Source organism: Streptomyces sp. NPDC029164, from assembly GCF_055563995.1.
Genome location: NZ_JBVHWW010000011.1, coordinates 1 through 15,618 on the forward strand (window position 1 = coordinate 1; position 15,618 = coordinate 15,618).

The window sequence follows — 15,618 nt, forward strand, 5'->3', positions numbered from 1 at the left end:
CCCCCCCCCCCCCCCCCCCCCCCCCCCCCCCCCCCCCCCCCCCCCCCCCCCCCCCCCCCCCCCCCCCCCCCCCCCCCCCCTCCCCCCCCCCCCCCTCCCCCCCCCCCCCCCCCCCCCCCCCCCCCCCCCCCCCCCCCCCCCCCCCCCCCCCCCCCCCCCCCCCCTCCGGCGTACGGGCGCGGCGGTCAGCGGCTGTGCTGCGAGTCCGCGATGGTGACCTCGACCCGCTGGAACTCCTTGAGCTCGCTGTAGCCGGTGGTGGCCATCGAGCGGCGCAGCGCGCCGAAGATGTTCATCGATCCGTCCGGGCTGTGCGAGGGACCGGTGAGGATCTCCTCGGTGGTGCCGACCGTGCCGAGGTTGACCTTCTTGCCGCGCGGCACGTCCTCGTGGACGGCCTCCATGCCCCAGTGGTTGCCCTTGCCGGGCGCGTCCGTGGCACGGGCCAGCGGGGAGCCCATCATCACGGCGTCCGCGCCGCAGGCGACGGCCTTCGGGATGTCGCCCGACCAGCCCACGCCGCCGTCGGCGATGACGTGCACGTAGCGGCCGCCGGACTCGTCCATGTAGTCGCGGCGGGCCGCGGCCACGTCCGCGACGGCGGTCGCCATCGGGACCTGGATGCCGAGCACGTTGCGCGTGGTGTGCGCGGCGCCGCCGCCGAAGCCCACCAGGACGCCCGCGGCTCCGGTGCGCATCAGGTGCAGGGCCGCCGTGTAGGTGGCGCAGCCGCCCACGATGACCGGGACGTCGAGCTCGTAGATGAACTGCTTGAGGTTCAGCGGTTCGGCGGCGCCCGAGACGTGCTCGGCCGACACGGTGGTGCCGCGGATCACGAAGATGTCCACGCCCGCGTCGACGACGGCCTTGGAGAACTCGGCGGTGCGCTGCGGGGAGAGCGCGGCGGCGGTGACGACGCCCGAGTCGCGCACCTCCTTGATCCGCCGGCGGATCAGGTCCGCCTGGATCGGCGCGGAGTAGATCTCCTGGAGACGGCGGGTGGCGGACTCCTCGTCCAGCTCCGTGATCTCGTCGAGCAGCGGCTGCGGGTCCTCGTACCGGGTCCACAGGCCTTCGAGGTTCAGCACGCCGAGGCCGCCGAGCTCGCCGATGCGGATCGCGGTCTGCGGGGAGACGACCGAGTCCATGGGGGCGGCCAGGAAGGGGAGCTCGAAGCGGTACGCGTCGATCTGCCAGGCGATCGAGACCTCCTTCGGGTCCCGGGTACGCCGGCTCGGGACGATGGCGATGTCGTCGAACGCGTACGCCCTGCGGCCGCGCTTGCCGCGCCCGATCTCGATCTCAGTCACGTGTGGTGGCCTTTCCTCTGGGTCTGCCCGTCCAGTATCCCCGAACGCCGGGGGCCCGCGTTCCGGTGACCGCTGTACGGACGAGCGGCCCCCACGCCGAAGGGGCGGGCCCCGGTCTCCCGGGCCCGCCCCTCTGGGTCGGCTGCTACCCCTTGCGGGAGTAGTTCGGTGCTTCCACCGTCATCTGGATGTCGTGCGGGTGGCTCTCCTTGAGCCCCGCCGAGGTGATCCGGACGAAGCGGCCCCGGTCCTGCAGCTCGGGGACCGTGCGGCCGCCGACGTAGAACATCGACTGGCGCAGGCCGCCGACGAGCTGGTGCACGACCGCGGAGAGCGGGCCGCGGTACGGGACCTGGCCCTCGATGCCCTCGGGGATGAGCTTGTCGTCGCCGCCCACGCCCTCCTGGAAGTAGCGGTCCTTGGAGAAGGAGCGCTGGTCGCCGCGGGACTGCATCGCGCCGAGCGAGCCCATGCCGCGGTAGGACTTGAACTGCTTGCCGTTGATGAAGAGCAGCTCGCCCGGGGACTCCTCGCAGCCCGCGAGCAGCGAGCCGAGCATCACCGTGTCGGCGCCCGCGACCAGGGCCTTGGCGATGTCGCCGGAGTACTGCAGGCCGCCGTCACCGATGACCGGGACGCCGGCCGCCTTGGCGGCGAGCGAGGCCTCGTAGATCGCGGTGACCTGCGGGACGCCGATGCCGGCGACGACGCGGGTGGTGCAGATGGAGCCGGGGCCCACGCCGACCTTGATGCCGTCGCAGCCGGCGTCGATCAGCGCCTGGGCGCCGTCGCGGGTGGCGACGTTGCCGCCGATGACGTCGACGGTGGAGTTCGACTTGATCTTGGCGACCATGTCGCCGACCAGGCGGGAGTGGCCGTGGGCGGTGTCGACGACGATGAAGTCGGCGCCCGCCTCGATCAGCGCCTGGGCGCGCTCGTACGCGTCGCCGGCGACACCGACGGCCGCGCCGACGAGCAGCCGGCCGCCCTTGTCCTTGGCGGCGTTCGGGTACTTCTCGGCCTTGACGAAGTCCTTGACCGTGATGAGGCCCTTGAGGATGCCCGCGTCGTCGACCAGCGGAAGCTTCTCGATCTTGTGGCGGCGCAGCAGCTCCATGGCGTCCACGCCGGAGATGCCGACCTTGCCCGTGACCAGCGGCATCGGCGTCATGACCTCGCGCACCTGGCGGCTGCGGTCCGACTCGAAGGCCATGTCGCGGTTGGTGACGATGCCGAGGAGCTTGCCGGCGGCGTCGGTGACCGGGACGCCGGAGATGCGGAACTTCGCACAGAGCTGGTCGGCCTCGCCCAGCGTCGCGTCCGGGTGCACCGTGATCGGGTCGGTGACCATGCCGGACTCGGAGCGCTTGACCAGGTCGACCTGGTTGGCCTGGTCGACGATGGAGAGGTTGCGGTGCAGCACGCCCACGCCGCCCTGGCGGGCCATCGCGATGGCCATGCGGGCCTCGGTGACCTTGTCCATGGCCGCGGACAGCAGCGGGACGTTCACACGGACGTTCTTGGAGATGAGGGAAGAGGTGTCGATCGCATCAGGCGACATGTCCGACGCGCCCGGCAGCAGCAGCACGTCGTCGTAGGTCAGTCCGAGCGTGGCGAATTTGTCGGGCACTCCGTCGGCGGTCATGACACCTTCCCAAATGGTCTTGCTCAGCGCGGATGTCCATGCTAACGGGATCCCGACGCGTCTCATTCCACGACCAAGGTCAAGCAGAAGATTCGTCGCTTCCTACGACTCCTCCTACTGCTCGGCGAGTGCCCGCAGCCTGCTGAGCGCCCGGTGCTGTGCCACGCGCACGGCTCCGGGGGACATTCCGAGCATCTGCCCGGTCTCCTCCGCGGTCAGCCCGACGGCCACCCGCAGTACGAGGAGCTCGCGCTGGTTCTCCGGCAGGTTGGCCAGCAGCTTCTTGGCCCAGGCGGCGTCGCTGCTCAGCAGCGCCCGCTCCTCCGGGCCCAGCGAGTCGTCGGGCCGCTCCGGCATCTCGTCGGAGGGCACGGCCGTACTGCCGGGGTGCCGCATGGCGGCCCGCTGCAGATCGGCGACCTTGTGCGCGGCGATGGCGAAGACGAAGGCCTCGAAGGGCCGCCCGGTGTCCCGGTAGCGCGGCAAGGCCATCAGCACCGCGACGCAGACCTCCTGCGCCAGGTCCTCCACGAAGTGACGAGCGTCACCCGGGAGCCGTGACAGCCGCGTGCGGCAGTAGCGGATCGCGAGGGGGTGCACGAAGGCGAGCAGGTCGTGCGTGGCCTGCTCGTCGCCCTCGACCGCCCTGCGTACGAGCGCGCTGACACCCCCGGCACTGCCGCCTTTGGCGGCGCCGGTGGGGCCTGTGGCCGCGGGTGACCCCAGGGCCTCGTCGTCGCGCATCAATCCATGGTGCCTTGGCGCCGGAGCATCCGCGGCACCGTGGCCCTTGTTGTGCATCGAAGCGTTATGAGCGGGTGCGCCTGAGCTCGTCATCTGCGCCCTCCCCTCCCGCTCGGCCGAATAGTCTCCGAGAGACTCCACACCCTCAAGGATGCGGCATCGCGCGCGAAGCGAGACGTCCCCCGGATTGTGCCCCGCCAACCCCCGGGTGCGCACCGGGTACGGCGGGACAGGGCTACACCGGAATCGAGGGCGGCGCGCCGCCCCGTCCGCCCGTGGCGGACGGGACCGCTCTCGACGATCCGCGGTCTGCGGCGGACCGGGCCGGGCCCGGCCGCGACCTGCGGGTCAGCGGACCAGACCCCAGCGGAATCCGAGTGCCACGGCGTGCGCCCGGTCCGAGGCGCCGAGCTTCTTGAACAACCTGCGGGCGTGCGTCTTGACCGTGTCCTCGGAGAGGAAGAGCTCGCGCCCGATCTCCGCGTTGGACCGGCCGTGGCTCATGCCCTCCAGTACCTGGATCTCGCGCGCGGTGAGCGTGGGCGCGGCGCCCATCTCGGCCGAGCGGAGCCGGCGCGGGGCCAGTCGCCAGGTCGGGTCGGCCAGGGCCTGGGTGACCGTGGCCCGCAGTTCGGCGCGCGAGGCGTCCTTGTGCAGGTAGCCGCGGGCGCCGGCGGCGACCGCGAGGGCCACGCCGTCCAGGTCCTCGGCGACCGTCAGCATGATGATGCGGGCTCCGGGGTCGGCCGAGAGCAGCCGACGGACCGTCTCCACACCGCCGAGCCCGGGCATCCGTACATCCATCAGAATCAGGTCGGAGCGGTCGGCACCCCAGCGGCGGAGGACTTCCTCGCCGTTGGCAGCCGTCGTCACACGCTCGACGCCGGGCACGGTGGCAACCGCGCGACGGAGCGCCTCTCGGGCAAGCGGGGAGTCGTCGCAGACGAGGACGGATGTCATGACCGCCCTCCGCAGCTGCTGATGCGCGTCACCTTGAGCCTCCAGGCTGGTACGTATCGTCACCTGTGCGGTCGATGCCCCCGGACACCTGTCCGAGAACTTATTGGTTCAACCGCCTTCGCACTCTCAACGATGGTCACTCGAAAGAGTTACGGGTCGGACGGACACCTTCGGCACTCTACGTGAGGAAGCGATCACGGCGTCGACGCCACAAGCCACCTGTCCTCCATCTGGAGCTATGCCCTATTTGGCGGCTTTCCTTCCGTTTGGCATGTGTCTGAGGCTAGATTCCCAATGAGTCATATTTACATCTACTCCGACAGTAGGTGTGGAGACCCTTGGAGAATCGACCGTATCCGCCTCAGTACCGGCACCAAGAGGACTACCAATGGCAGATTTCTCCCGCCTCCCCGGACCGAACGCCGACCTCTGGGACTGGCAGCTGCTGGCTGCCTGCCGCGGGGTCGACAGCTCCCTCTTCTTCCACCCGGAAGGCGAGCGGGGCGCGGCCAGGAGCGCGCGCGAGGCCTCGGCTAAAGAGGTCTGCATGCGATGCCCGGTCCGCGCGGAATGTGCCGCGCACGCACTCGCCGTCCGCGAGCCCTACGGAGTGTGGGGAGGCCTGACCGAGGACGAACGCGAGGAACTGATGGGCCGCGCCCGGCATCGCCTGATCCCCGCGTCGAGTGCGATCGGGCCCATCGCTCCGGACTGAGCGCTCGACGAAACGTCCGAAGGAACGTTTCTGCGAATCACCTGCACGCCCGGGCGTGTCGCCTCCGGGCCCGGATTTCACGCGTTCGGCCGTACGCACCCAGCTGAGTGTGTGCGTACGGCCGGTTGCGCGCGGTTCGCCGGCGGTCGCACGCGGTCCCGCCGGCGCGGTCGTCAGCGCGGTCGTCAGCCCGGTCGTCAGCGCGTGGCGGCCCGCTCCAGCTCGGCCAGGGTCGCGGCCACCGCAGGTACGCGGGCCAGGTCGGGCAGGGTCAGCGCCACGACCTCCCGCTCGACGGCCGGTTCCACGACGACCGTGCTCACGCCCTTGGCCCGTACGGACTCCACCGCGAGCTCCGGCAGCACCGCGACGCCCAGCCCCGCGCCGACCAGCCCGACCACCGCCGGGTAGTCGTCGGTGGCGAAGTCGATGCGCGGGGTGAAGCCGACGCCCTCGCACACCTCCACCAAGTGGCGGCGGCAGCGCGGACAGCCCGCGATCCAGGGCTCGTCGGCCAGTTCGGCCATGCCCACGCGCTCCGCCCCCGCCAGCCGGTGCCCGTCCGGGACCAGCCCGACGAGCCGGTCCGTCAGCAGCGGCCGCACGATGAGGTCCTCCCACTCCGCGGCGGAGCCGGCGGCCCCGCCGTAGCGGAAGGCGAGGGCCAGGTCGCAGTCGCCCTCGCGCAGCATCTCCACCGACCGCGGCGGCTCCGCCTCGACCAGCGAGATCCGGGTGCCCGGGTGCTCGGCACGCATCGCCGCGAGCGCGGTCGGCACCAGCGTGGAGCTGCCGCTGGGGAAGGACACGAGCCGGACCCGGCCCGCGCGCAGCCCGGCGATGGCCGCGACCTCCTCCTCGGCGGCGGTCAGCCCGGCCAGGATCCCGGCGGCGTGCCGGACCAGGGCCTCACCGGCCTGGGTCAGCCGCATCTCGCGGCCGGTCCGGATGAGCAGCGGCGTGCCGGCCGACTGCTCCAGCGCCTTCATCTGCTGGGAGACGGCGGGCTGGGTGCAGCCGAGCTCGCGGGCGGCGGCGGAGAAGGATCCGGTCCCGGCGACAGCGCGCAGAACCCGGAGATGACGTGCCTCGATCACCCTTCGAGCATAAGCCCTGCTTTGACTGCCGCGCGAATCTCTCCGGGACGCTTTGGGTCTCACGCGCCGCTAGCGTGTCCCCATGGGCACCATGCAACTGATCTCCGTCAACCTCGGCCGCGCAACGGCCGTCGACTACACCGACGCCGAGGGCGGGGTGACGGGCATCGGCAAGCGCCCCGTCCCCGGGCCGGTCCGCGTCAGCGCCCCCGGCCCGAAGGCCACCGGGCGCGGCAGCGGCCTGGAGGGCGACGCCGTCTGCGACCGGCGCCACCACGGCGGCGACCACCAGGCCGTCTACGCGTACGCGCGCGAGGACCTGGACTGGTGGGCGGGCGAGCTGGGCCGCGAGCTGCCCGGCGGGATCTTCGGCGAGAACCTCACCACCTCCGGCATCGACCTGAACACCGCGCGGCTCGGCGACCACTGGCGGGTCGGCCCGGACCTCGTCCTCGAAGTGGCCTCGGCCCGCATCCCGTGCCGGACCTTCCAGGGGGTCCTGGGCGAGACCGCCTGGGTCAAGCGGTTCACCCAGGCCGCCCGGCCGGGCGCGTACCTGCGGGTGATCCGGGAGGGCTCGGTCTCCCCCGGCGACGCCGTCGAGATCGTCCACCGGCCGGACCACGACGTGACGGTGGAACTGTGGTTCCGCGCCTTCACCACCGAACGCGCGCTGCTGCCGCGCACCCTGGCGGCGGGGGCGGCGATGGAACCGGAGGCCCACGAGCGGGTGCGCCGGTACATGGAGAAGCACGGGGCCGGCGCAGGGGCGCGGTAGCGCCGTCACCCGGGGCGGCTAGGTTGCGCCTATGACGACTGCGTTGATTACGGGATCCACGGCGGGCATCGGCGCCGCCTTCGCCCGGCGGCTCGCCGCCCAGGGCCACAACCTGGTGCTGGTGGCGCGTGACACCAAGCGGCTCGGCGAGCAGGCCACCGAGCTGCACGACCGGCACGGCATCGAGGCCGAGGTGCTGGCCGCCGACCTCTCCACGGAGGGGGGCATCGCGGCGGTCGAGCGGCGGCTCGGCGACCGCACCCACCCGGTGGACCTGCTGGTCAACAACGCCGGATTCGGCAACAAGGGCCGCTACCTCGAAGTCTCCATGGCCGACGAGCTGACCATGCTGAAGGTGCACATCGAGGCGGTCCTGCGGCTGACTTCGGCGGCCACCGAGTCGATGCGCACGCGCGGCCGCGGCGGCGTGATCAACGTGGCCTCGGTCGCCGCCTTCGTGCCGCGCGGCACGTACGGGGCGAGCAAGGCCTGGGTCGTGCAGTTCACCCAGGGCGCGGCGCGGGACCTGGCGGGGTCCGGGGTGCGGCTGATGGCGCTGTGCCCCGGCTTCGTGCGTACGGAGTTCCACCAGCGCGCCGGCATGGGCACGGACAACATCCCGGGCTGGATGTGGCTGGACGCCGACAAGCTGGTGGCGGCGGCCCTGGCCGACCTGGCACGGGGCAAGACGGTGTCGATCCCGGACCCGCGGTACAAGGCGCTGATGGGCGTGGTGAAGCTGACGCCGCGCGGCCTGCTCGGCGGGGTGTCCTCGCGTACGGGCCGCAAGTACGGGCCCCAATAGCGTCCGTGACCCGTCGGTGAGCGCGACCTGTCGGTAAGCCGCCGCCGGACCGCCAAACGGGCGAACTCTCCCTAAACTGGACATGTCCCATCTCCAGCGGGAGGCGACGCGATGACATTCGTACAAGTGATCGATTATGAGACGAAGCGGTTCGATGAGATGAACGCGCTCATCGACCGCTGGGCGGAGCAGAGCAGCGGCCGGCGGACCGCCACGCACACGATGATCGGCCAGGACCGCGAGGCCCCGAGCCACTACGTGGACATGGTGGAATTCGCCTCGTACGAGGAGGCCATGAAGAACTCTCAGCTCCCGGAGACGGACCGGATGTTCAAGGAGATGGTGGCCCTCTGCGAAGGCATGCCGAAGTTCATGAACCTCGATGTGGTCCGCGACGAGCACCTCAACAAGCAGCTCGCCGACCGGGTGTTCCAGGAAGCGGCCATGAAGGGCGACATGAGCGTCCTGGACGAGTGCTTCGCGACGAACTACATCGACCACGACGTCAGCAAGGAGGAATCCACCGTCATCGGACGCGACGCCATGCGGTCGGACATGGAGACCTGGCGCGCCGCCTTCGACATGACCTTCGAGCCGACGGCCCAGCTGGCCGAGGGCGACATGGTCACGACGGTGTGGAACTGGCGCGGCACCCACAAGGGGATGTTCATGGGGGTCGCACCGACCGGGAAGACGTACGAGATGTCCGGGAGCACCACCTTCCGGTGCCTGGACGGAGAGATCGTCGAGGGCTGGTGGCATTACAACCCCGGAGCACTGCAGCGCCAGATGGGCGGCTCCGGATCGCCCTACGGAGCCTGAGGCCCGGGGCCGAACCACGGGGAAGGCCCCGCTCCGCGGCTGCGGAACGGGGCCTTCTCGGCGTGGTGCGCGATCAGTGGCTGTGGCCGTGACCGTGGCCGTGACCGGCGTCGCCCTCGTCCTCCGCCGGCTTCTCGACGACCAGGGTCTCGGTCGTGAGCAGCAGGGAGGCGATGGAGGCGGCGTTCTCCAGCGCGGAACGGGTGACCTTCACCGGGTCGATGACGCCGGCCTTGACCAGGTCGCCGTACTCGCCGGTGGCGGCGTTGAAGCCCTGGCCCTTGTCGAGCTCGGCGACCTTCGAGGTGATGACGTAACCCTCGAGACCGGCGTTCTCGGCGATCCAGCGCAGCGGCTCGACGGCGGCGCGGCGCACGACCGCGACACCGGTGGCCTCGTCGCCCGACAGGCCGAGGTTGCCCTCGAGGACCTTGACGGCGTGGACGAGCGCGGAGCCACCGCCGGAGACGATGCCCTCCTCGACCGCGGCGCGGGTCGCCGAGATGGCGTCCTCAAGGCGGTGCTTCTTCTCCTTGAGCTCCACCTCGGTGGCGGCGCCGACCTTGATGACGCAGACGCCGCCGGCGAGCTTCGCCAGGCGCTCCTGCAGCTTCTCGCGGTCCCAGTCCGAGTCGGTGGACTCGATCTCGGCCTTGATCTGGTTGACGCGCCCGACGACCTCTTCGTGGCTGCCGCCACCGTCGACGATGGTGGTGTCGTCCTTGGAGATGGTCACGCGGCGGGCGGAGCCCAGTACGTCCAGACCGGCCTGGTCGAGCTTGAGGCCGACCTCCTCGGCGATGACGGTGGCACCGGTGAGGGTGGCCATGTCCTGGAGCATCGCCTTGCGGCGGTCACCGAAGCCGGGGGCCTTGACGGCGACCGCGTTGAAGGTGCCGCGGATCTTGTTGACGACGAGGGTGGAGAGCGCCTCGCCCTCGACGTCCTCGGCGATGATCAGCAGCGGGCGGGAGCCGCCGGCCTGGATGACCTTCTCCAGCAGGGGCAGGAGGTCCTGGATCGAGGAGATCTTGCCCTGGTTGATCAGGATGTACGGGTCGTCGAGGACGGCCTCCATACGCTCCTGGTCGGAGACCATGTACGGGGAGAGGTAGCCCTTGTCGAAGGCCATGCCCTCGGTGAACTCCAGCTCCAGGCCGAAGGTGTTGGACTCCTCGACGGTGATGAAACCGTCCTTGCCGACCTTGTCCATCGCCTCGGCGATGAGCTCGCCGACCTGCTGGTCCTGCGCGGAGAGCGCGGCCACGGCGGCGATGTCGGACTTGTCCTCGATCGGGCGGGCGGTCGCGAGGAGCTCCTCGGAGACCGCCTTGACCGCGGCGTCGATGCCCTTCTTCAGGGCGGCCGGGGAGGCACCCGCGGCGACGTTGCGCAGACCCTCGCGGACCAGCGCCTGGGCCAGCACGGTGGCGGTGGTGGTGCCGTCACCCGCGATGTCGTTGGTCTTGGTCGCCACCTCCTTCACGAGCTGCGCGCCCAGGTTCTCGTACGGGTCGTCCAGCTCGACCTCGCGGGCGATGGTGACACCGTCGTTGGTGATGGTGGGGGCGCCGAACTTCTTGTCGATGACGACGTTGCGGCCCTTGGGGCCGATCGTCACCTTGACCGTGTCGGCAAGCTTGTTGACGCCGCGCTCGAGGGCGCGACGGGCGTCCTCGTCGAACTTCAGGATCTTCGCCATGGGAGCGGTTCAGCCCTCTCGAAAACTCGGGTTTAACGAACTGCGCCCCTCGCCGCCCGGCAATCAGCGGGGTGACCAGGGGCGCAGCTCAAAGCAGTACTGATGAAGAGAATTACTTCTCGACGATCGCGAGCACGTCGCGAGCCGAGAGGACGAGGTACTCCTCGCCGCTGTACTTCACTTCGGTGCCGCCGTACTTGCTGTAGAGCACGATGTCGCCGACGGTGACGTCCAGCGGGAGACGCTGGCCGTCCTCGAAGCGACCCGGGCCCACCGCGAGGACGACGCCCTCCTGGGGCTTCTCCTTCGCGGTGTCCGGGATGACCAGGCCGGAGGCCGTGGTCTGCTCGGCGTCGAGCGGCTGGACCACAATGCGGTCCTCAAGCGGCTTGATGGCAACCTTGGAGCTGGCGGTCGTCACGATCCGACCTCCCCCTTCGGAGATCCGGGGTTAACTGTCTGAGGTGGCGACCAGGTCGATCCGTCGTCGCGGGTGCCGGATCTGCCTGTCGCTGTGTTGGCACTCACCAGCGGCGAGTGCCAGGTGCGAGACTATTCCGGCGATTAGCACTCGGTCAAGCGGAGTGCCAATTCTGGCCGCCGGGGGTGTCGTTTTCCCCGGGCCCGGCCCGGCCCCCCGGTTGCCCTGCGGCGGCCCGGCAGGCTTTCCGGCCCCGTCGGCGGAGCCGTTCCTCGGCCGGTTGCCCTGCGGGCGGCACTGCGGGCTTGTCGGCGGGAGTCGACCCGCGGCGCGTTTGCCCTGCGGGCGGCTCGGCAGGGTTTCCGGCGGGCTTGTCGGTAGGGGTCGGTCCGTGGTGCCGCGCCGGGATGTCTCCTCGGCTCGCGCCTGCGGGCCTGTCCCGGCCGTTCGGCCCGGGTTGCGCGCTCGGCCTGCGGGGACACCCCGCCACGTCCCCACTCCCCTCCCGCCGCCGAAGCCCAGGCGTGGGGCGGGGACACGCAGGAGGGTCCCCGCAGGACGAGCGCGCAACCCAGGCCGCACCACTGGACCATCCCCGCAGGCGCGAGCCGAGGAGACCCTCGTGCGGGGCACCGACCCACACCTTCGAACCGCCCGCAGGGGGCCAGCCACACACCGCCGAGCCCCCCGCAGGGGCCAGGCTCAAGCTGGTCGACGCCGCGAAGCAGGACGGTGCGGTTCACCACGCTTCCCATCGAAGGCTTCGGAAGGAACCATGGGGAGGGCATCAACGTCGTAGATGATATGAAGATAAAGCGCCTCATTATCGAGCAGATCGGACCGAAGGCTTCCCCCGGCCCCGGCGCACCGTCCTCACCCCCGTCCGCCCCCAACGACGGTGGCGGCATCCCGTGCGTGGACTGAAGCCCCTGACCTCGGCGGGCGCCCGCCGCCGCACCGAGGCGCTGCTCCTGGTCTTCGTGATCGCCATCGCCGTCTTCGGCCACGCCGCCGCGGGCCTCGCCATGAACGACGAGCTGCCGCCCAACCTCGCCGGCTTCACCATCAGCATGACCCTGCTGTCGCTGGTGGGGCACTTGGGCGTGCGCCGCTTCGCGGCCTACGCGGACCCCCTGGTCTTCCCCCTCGCGATGCTGCTGACGGGGCTCGGGCTGGTGCTGCTCCACCGCCTCGACCAGGGCTATATCGAGCGCTACAACTCGGACGCGAACGCCCCCGGGCAGCTGATGTGGACGGTGGTAGGGGTCGCCGCCTGCCTGCTGGTGCTGGCGCTGCTGCGCGACCACCGGCTGCTGCAACGGTTCATCTACATCACGATGGCCGTCGCGCTGGTGCTGCTGATCGCGCCGGCCTTCTTCGGCGCGGACACCTACGGCGCGAAGCGGTGGATCAAACTCTTCGGCTTCTCGCTGCAGCCCGGTGAGTTCGTGAAAATCATGATCGCGGTCTTCTTCGCCGGGTACCTGGTCATCCACCGGGACTCGCTGGCGCTGACGGGCCGCAGGTTCCTGGGCATGCGGCTGCCGCCGATGCGGCAGCTCGGGCCGATCGTCACGGTGTGGATCGTCTCGATGCTGGTGCTGGTCTTCGAGCGCGACCTCGGCACCTCGCTGATCTTCTTCGGCGTGTTCGTGGTCATGCTGTACGTCGCCACCGAGCGCACCGGCTGGATCGTCTGCGGCCTGGTCATGGCCTCGGCCGGCGCGTTCGTCGTCGGCTCGACGGAGCCCCACGTCAAGGCGCGTGTGGCGGCGTGGCTCAACCCGCTGTCGTACTACTGGGAGAACCGGCCGCCGGGGGTCACCTCGGACCAGTCGGCGCAGGCGCTGTTCAGCTTCGGCACGGGCGGCATCTCGGGCACGGGCCTCGGCCTGGGCCACCCCGAGCTGATCGCGTTCGCGGGGCGCAGCGACTTCATCCTGACCACGGTGGGCGAGGAGCTCGGCCTGGCCGGGGTCATGGCCGTACTGATCCTCTACGCACTCCTCGTGCAGCGGGGGCTGCGCATGGCACTCGGCGCCCGCGACCCGTTCGGCAAACTGCTGGCGGTCGGCCTGGCCTCGGCGCTGGCCCTACAGGTGTTCGTGGTCGCGGGCGGCGTGACGGGCCTGATTCCCCTGACCGGCAAGGCCCTCCCCTTCCTGGCCAAGGGCGGCTCGTCCCTCCTGGCCAACTGGATCATGATCGCCCTCCTCCTGCGCATCAGCGACAGCGCGGAACGCCAACGCCAAGCCGACGCCCGCGGCCCGGCGGAAACGACGATCACGCCGGTGGTGCGGGTGTAGGGGGCGGGGCTTCGGGCTGGGCGGGATCAGAGAAGCGCGGGCGGGGTTTCCCGTCAGTCTCATCGTCCTTCCGTGGCGGGCCGGCCCCTCAAGGGCGCTCCTTCGTCGCGTCGCTACGCGATGTCGCTGCGCTCCACCCTTGACCGACCGACCCGCCACGGAAACCCGAAGACAGCCGAGAAACCCCCAAAAGAACGAGCCGGGTCCTCCTTTCAGGGACGGCCCCGTCGGCGCCTTCCGGGCGGGGGTCCCGGTGCGCACCCGATCACTACGCGCTCCCCACATCTCAGCGTCTGCCAGCCGTCCTGGGCCGGACATAGGCCGCATGCGATCGCTACACGCTTCGCACGTATCAGCGTCCGCCGACCGTCCTGGGCTACGCGCTCCGCGATCACGGCGACTGCGATCTGCCTGTAGCAGGACATAGGCCATAGAAGCTCCGTGGCATCAGCGGACGACAGGGCCCCGCCCGGCTCGCCAATCGCTGATGCGTTTGCGGATGCTGGGCACCATCGGAAGGTCGTCAGTGGCCTCGGGAGTAAACCACGCGACTTCGAATGACTCGTCAGACGTTCGGAAGCTGCCCCCGGTGGGGCGCGCGAGAAGACAGATCGAGAATTCCTGCCGGACTTCGCCGTCGTCGTAGGCAAAGACGTGTCCCGGGTCGGTGTACGTACCGACGATTCCCGTGATCTCGACCGTGATGCCGGTTTCCTCAAGAGTCTCCCGGACCGCGCAGTCGCCGATGCTCTCCCCCAGTTCCATCTTGCCGCCCGGCAGAGCCCACATCCCGTTGTCTGTGCGACGCTGCAGCAACACCCGACCGCGGTCGTCGACGACTACCGTTGAAGCCGCCGGCACCAGGCTGTTCGCTATGGGGGCATTGGGGTCGTCCTGGTAGTCACGCCTGGGCATTTTGCCTCGTCTCCCGAATGTCGCGTCCGCGACTCCACAGCTCTTCGACGTGAGCGACGAAGCGGTCGAACATTCCGTCCACCTGCCTGCGTCGTAGGTGCATCATCGGCGAATCGTGGCCGACCCTGCGGGCCAGGATCGGGGTAACGATCATCTCGTCGTCGAACCGGAACACGGAAAGGTTGACGTGCCCGGTCTCGAACCGGCCTTCGATACCAGTGACGTCGCGCAGCTTCTCCAGCTCGTTCAGCGTCACGGCGATGCGGGTGGAAAGTGTCAGCGGTACACCTTCCTCAGCTTCTCGTGCTGCAGTCACCGAGCTGTCCGGGTCGCGATCAGGAACCGCACCCGGCATCCACCCTGGGCCTTACGACGCAGGGCGCCTGCCATGTTCGCCTGCTCCAACCACAGGAAGTAGTTGGTGTATCCGGCGAATACCAGCTCGCGCTGGGCCTTCGTCACGAGGGACTTCCACAGGCTTGCCGGCGCGGCCGAGCGATAGGGGAAGACCTGGATTACTTCTCTGTCCGGCCCCGTGGTGAGTGCTGACCGGACGGCGTTGGGCCACAAGGCTGCCTCCTCCTCGCCTAAGGCCTCGCAGGCTGCCCATCGGTGGCGGGCGTGAGGAATGCGGTTCGACTCGGTGACCCATCGACCGACCGTCTTCGCATCGACCCCACAAGCTTCTGCGAGCTGCACTTCGGTCATCTTGGCACTCGCCATCGCTCGGCGCAGCGCATGGTTCACAGTTCGCCTCCACAGCCCGTCAGGGACGGAATGAACCGTAGTGGCGAAGCGTCCCAAACGTCCTGCGAACGCGGTGGCAACGCTCTGACGAGCGACGGAACATCGATGCATGCCTGACCCAGGGCGCCGTACGGCGCCTCGGCCGCGAAGAGGAGAGCCGCTCGCGGAGCGGGCTCGTGACGGAGGAGCGATCTGCATGCGGCAGCACCGCAACGTGTTCAGCAACGCAACAGAAGACGCCCCCTCGGCCTGGACAGCGGGGGTGGACGAGCCCAGCGCGGATTTGCTGGATCGGGCGCTGGTCGGCTGGGAGCGATTCCTGGACACCTTGCAGGGGGCGTCCGATGAGTGAGCGGCATGAATACCTGCCGCACCGGCTCCTGCGCCGCCGCGTCCGCGACATCGCCTCCGGCGCCGAGGGTGAGTTGATGGCCGTGATCAACGAAAACGTCTCGGCCACCGACGCCGAGCACTGGATGGAGCTGGCCTACATCCGCGGCGCGTCCGGCCGCGAATTCACCACTGCGGTGAACAACGTCGAGGCCGAGGCCGCAGAGTGACGCACCTGCGATCGCAGTCGCCGTGATCGCGGAACGGGTAGCGATCGCATGCAGCCTATGTCCGACCCAAGACGGCCGGCAGTCGCTGAGA

At 70.1% G+C, this 15,618-nt stretch carries 17 protein-coding genes; 7 read left to right on the forward strand and 10 right to left on the reverse strand.

Going from position 1 to position 15,618, the window contains the following annotated elements:
- Positions 1–185: 185 nt before the first annotated feature.
- The 4 genes from ACZ4VT_RS12580 to ACZ4VT_RS12595 form a co-directional block, all read right to left on the reverse strand.
- Positions 186–1,310, reverse strand: coding sequence for a GuaB3 family IMP dehydrogenase-related protein (locus tag ACZ4VT_RS12580; RefSeq protein ID WP_467948960.1), 1,125 nt, complete (start codon positions 1,308–1,310; stop codon positions 186–188).
- 145 nt (positions 1,311–1,455) lie between these two features.
- Positions 1,456–2,955 carry an IMP dehydrogenase gene (gene guaB, locus ACZ4VT_RS12585; RefSeq protein WP_467948962.1) on the reverse strand — a complete coding sequence of 500 codons (1,500 nt, stop codon included), beginning with the start codon at positions 2,953–2,955 and terminating at the stop codon, positions 1,456–1,458.
- A gap of 114 nt (positions 2,956–3,069) precedes the next feature.
- Entirely contained in the window at positions 3,070–3,699 is a 630-nt protein-coding gene (locus ACZ4VT_RS12590; protein ID WP_030389108.1) for a sigma-70 family RNA polymerase sigma factor, read from the reverse strand.
- 348 nt (positions 3,700–4,047) lie between these two features.
- Positions 4,048–4,659: a response regulator transcription factor gene (locus ACZ4VT_RS12595; protein ID WP_003948568.1), complete on the reverse strand. Its 612-nt coding sequence runs from the start codon at positions 4,657–4,659 to the stop codon at positions 4,048–4,050.
- A gap of 388 nt (positions 4,660–5,047) precedes the next feature.
- Here ACZ4VT_RS12595 and ACZ4VT_RS12600 point away from each other — a divergent pair, with 388 nt between their 5' ends.
- Entirely contained in the window at positions 5,048–5,374 is a 327-nt protein-coding gene (locus ACZ4VT_RS12600; protein WP_030710411.1) for a WhiB family transcriptional regulator, read from the forward strand.
- Positions 5,375–5,571: 197 nt separating this feature from the next.
- Here ACZ4VT_RS12600 and ACZ4VT_RS12605 read toward each other — a convergent pair whose 3' ends face one another.
- Positions 5,572–6,471 (reverse strand): LysR family transcriptional regulator, encoded by a 900-nt coding sequence (locus ACZ4VT_RS12605; RefSeq protein WP_467948965.1) that lies wholly within the window; start codon positions 6,469–6,471, stop codon positions 5,572–5,574.
- Positions 6,472–6,562: 91 nt separating this feature from the next.
- Between ACZ4VT_RS12605 and ACZ4VT_RS12610 the strand changes: the two genes are divergently transcribed.
- From ACZ4VT_RS12610 to ACZ4VT_RS12620, 3 genes are all read left to right on the forward strand, one after another.
- Positions 6,563–7,249 carry an MOSC domain-containing protein gene (locus tag ACZ4VT_RS12610; protein ID WP_467949212.1) on the forward strand — a complete coding sequence of 229 codons (687 nt, stop codon included), beginning with the start codon at positions 6,563–6,565 and terminating at the stop codon, positions 7,247–7,249.
- Between the two features lie 31 nt (positions 7,250–7,280).
- Positions 7,281–8,054: an SDR family NAD(P)-dependent oxidoreductase gene (locus ACZ4VT_RS12615; RefSeq protein ID WP_467948967.1), complete on the forward strand. Its 774-nt coding sequence runs from the start codon at positions 7,281–7,283 to the stop codon at positions 8,052–8,054.
- 111 nt (positions 8,055–8,165) lie between these two features.
- A complete protein-coding gene (locus tag ACZ4VT_RS12620) occupies positions 8,166–8,876 on the forward strand; it encodes an ester cyclase (RefSeq protein WP_467948968.1) in 711 nt (236 codons plus the stop codon).
- Between the two features lie 73 nt (positions 8,877–8,949).
- Here the strand turns inward: ACZ4VT_RS12620 and groL are convergent, their stop codons facing one another.
- Complete coding sequence (groL, locus tag ACZ4VT_RS12625; RefSeq protein WP_467948970.1) at positions 8,950–10,578, reverse strand: chaperonin GroEL; 1,629 nt, start codon at positions 10,576–10,578, stop codon at positions 8,950–8,952.
- Positions 10,579–10,690: 112 nt separating this feature from the next.
- Positions 10,691–10,999: a co-chaperone GroES gene (groES, locus tag ACZ4VT_RS12630; protein ID WP_030011064.1), complete on the reverse strand. Its 309-nt coding sequence runs from the start codon at positions 10,997–10,999 to the stop codon at positions 10,691–10,693.
- Positions 11,000–11,910: 911 nt separating this feature from the next.
- Between groES and ACZ4VT_RS12635 the strand changes: the two genes are divergently transcribed.
- Complete coding sequence (locus tag ACZ4VT_RS12635; protein ID WP_467948972.1) at positions 11,911–13,305, forward strand: FtsW/RodA/SpoVE family cell cycle protein; 1,395 nt, start codon at positions 11,911–11,913, stop codon at positions 13,303–13,305.
- A 447-nt stretch (positions 13,306–13,752) separates the two neighbouring features.
- Here the strand turns inward: ACZ4VT_RS12635 and ACZ4VT_RS12640 are convergent, their stop codons facing one another.
- From ACZ4VT_RS12640 to ACZ4VT_RS12650, 3 genes are read right to left on the reverse strand one after another with little or no spacing between them, the layout of a single operon-like run.
- On the reverse strand, positions 13,753–14,220 hold the full coding sequence (locus ACZ4VT_RS12640) for an NUDIX hydrolase (protein ID WP_467948974.1): 468 nt from the start codon (positions 14,218–14,220) through the stop codon (positions 13,753–13,755).
- Positions 14,207–14,536: a hypothetical protein gene (locus tag ACZ4VT_RS12645; protein WP_467948976.1), complete on the reverse strand. Its 330-nt coding sequence runs from the start codon at positions 14,534–14,536 to the stop codon at positions 14,207–14,209. Before ACZ4VT_RS12645 ends, ACZ4VT_RS12640 begins: the two co-directional genes overlap by 14 nt.
- Positions 14,533–14,967: a hypothetical protein gene (locus ACZ4VT_RS12650; protein WP_467948978.1), complete on the reverse strand. Its 435-nt coding sequence runs from the start codon at positions 14,965–14,967 to the stop codon at positions 14,533–14,535. Before ACZ4VT_RS12650 ends, ACZ4VT_RS12645 begins: the two co-directional genes overlap by 4 nt.
- Before the next feature lie 196 nt (positions 14,968–15,163).
- Here ACZ4VT_RS12650 and ACZ4VT_RS12655 point away from each other — a divergent pair, with 196 nt between their 5' ends.
- Entirely contained in the window at positions 15,164–15,319 is a 156-nt protein-coding gene (locus ACZ4VT_RS12655) for a hypothetical protein (protein ID WP_467948979.1), read from the forward strand.
- On the forward strand, positions 15,312–15,527 hold the full coding sequence (locus ACZ4VT_RS12660; protein ID WP_467948981.1) for a hypothetical protein: 216 nt from the start codon (positions 15,312–15,314) through the stop codon (positions 15,525–15,527). Before ACZ4VT_RS12655 ends, ACZ4VT_RS12660 begins: the two co-directional genes overlap by 8 nt.
- Positions 15,528–15,618 lie beyond the last annotated feature (91 nt).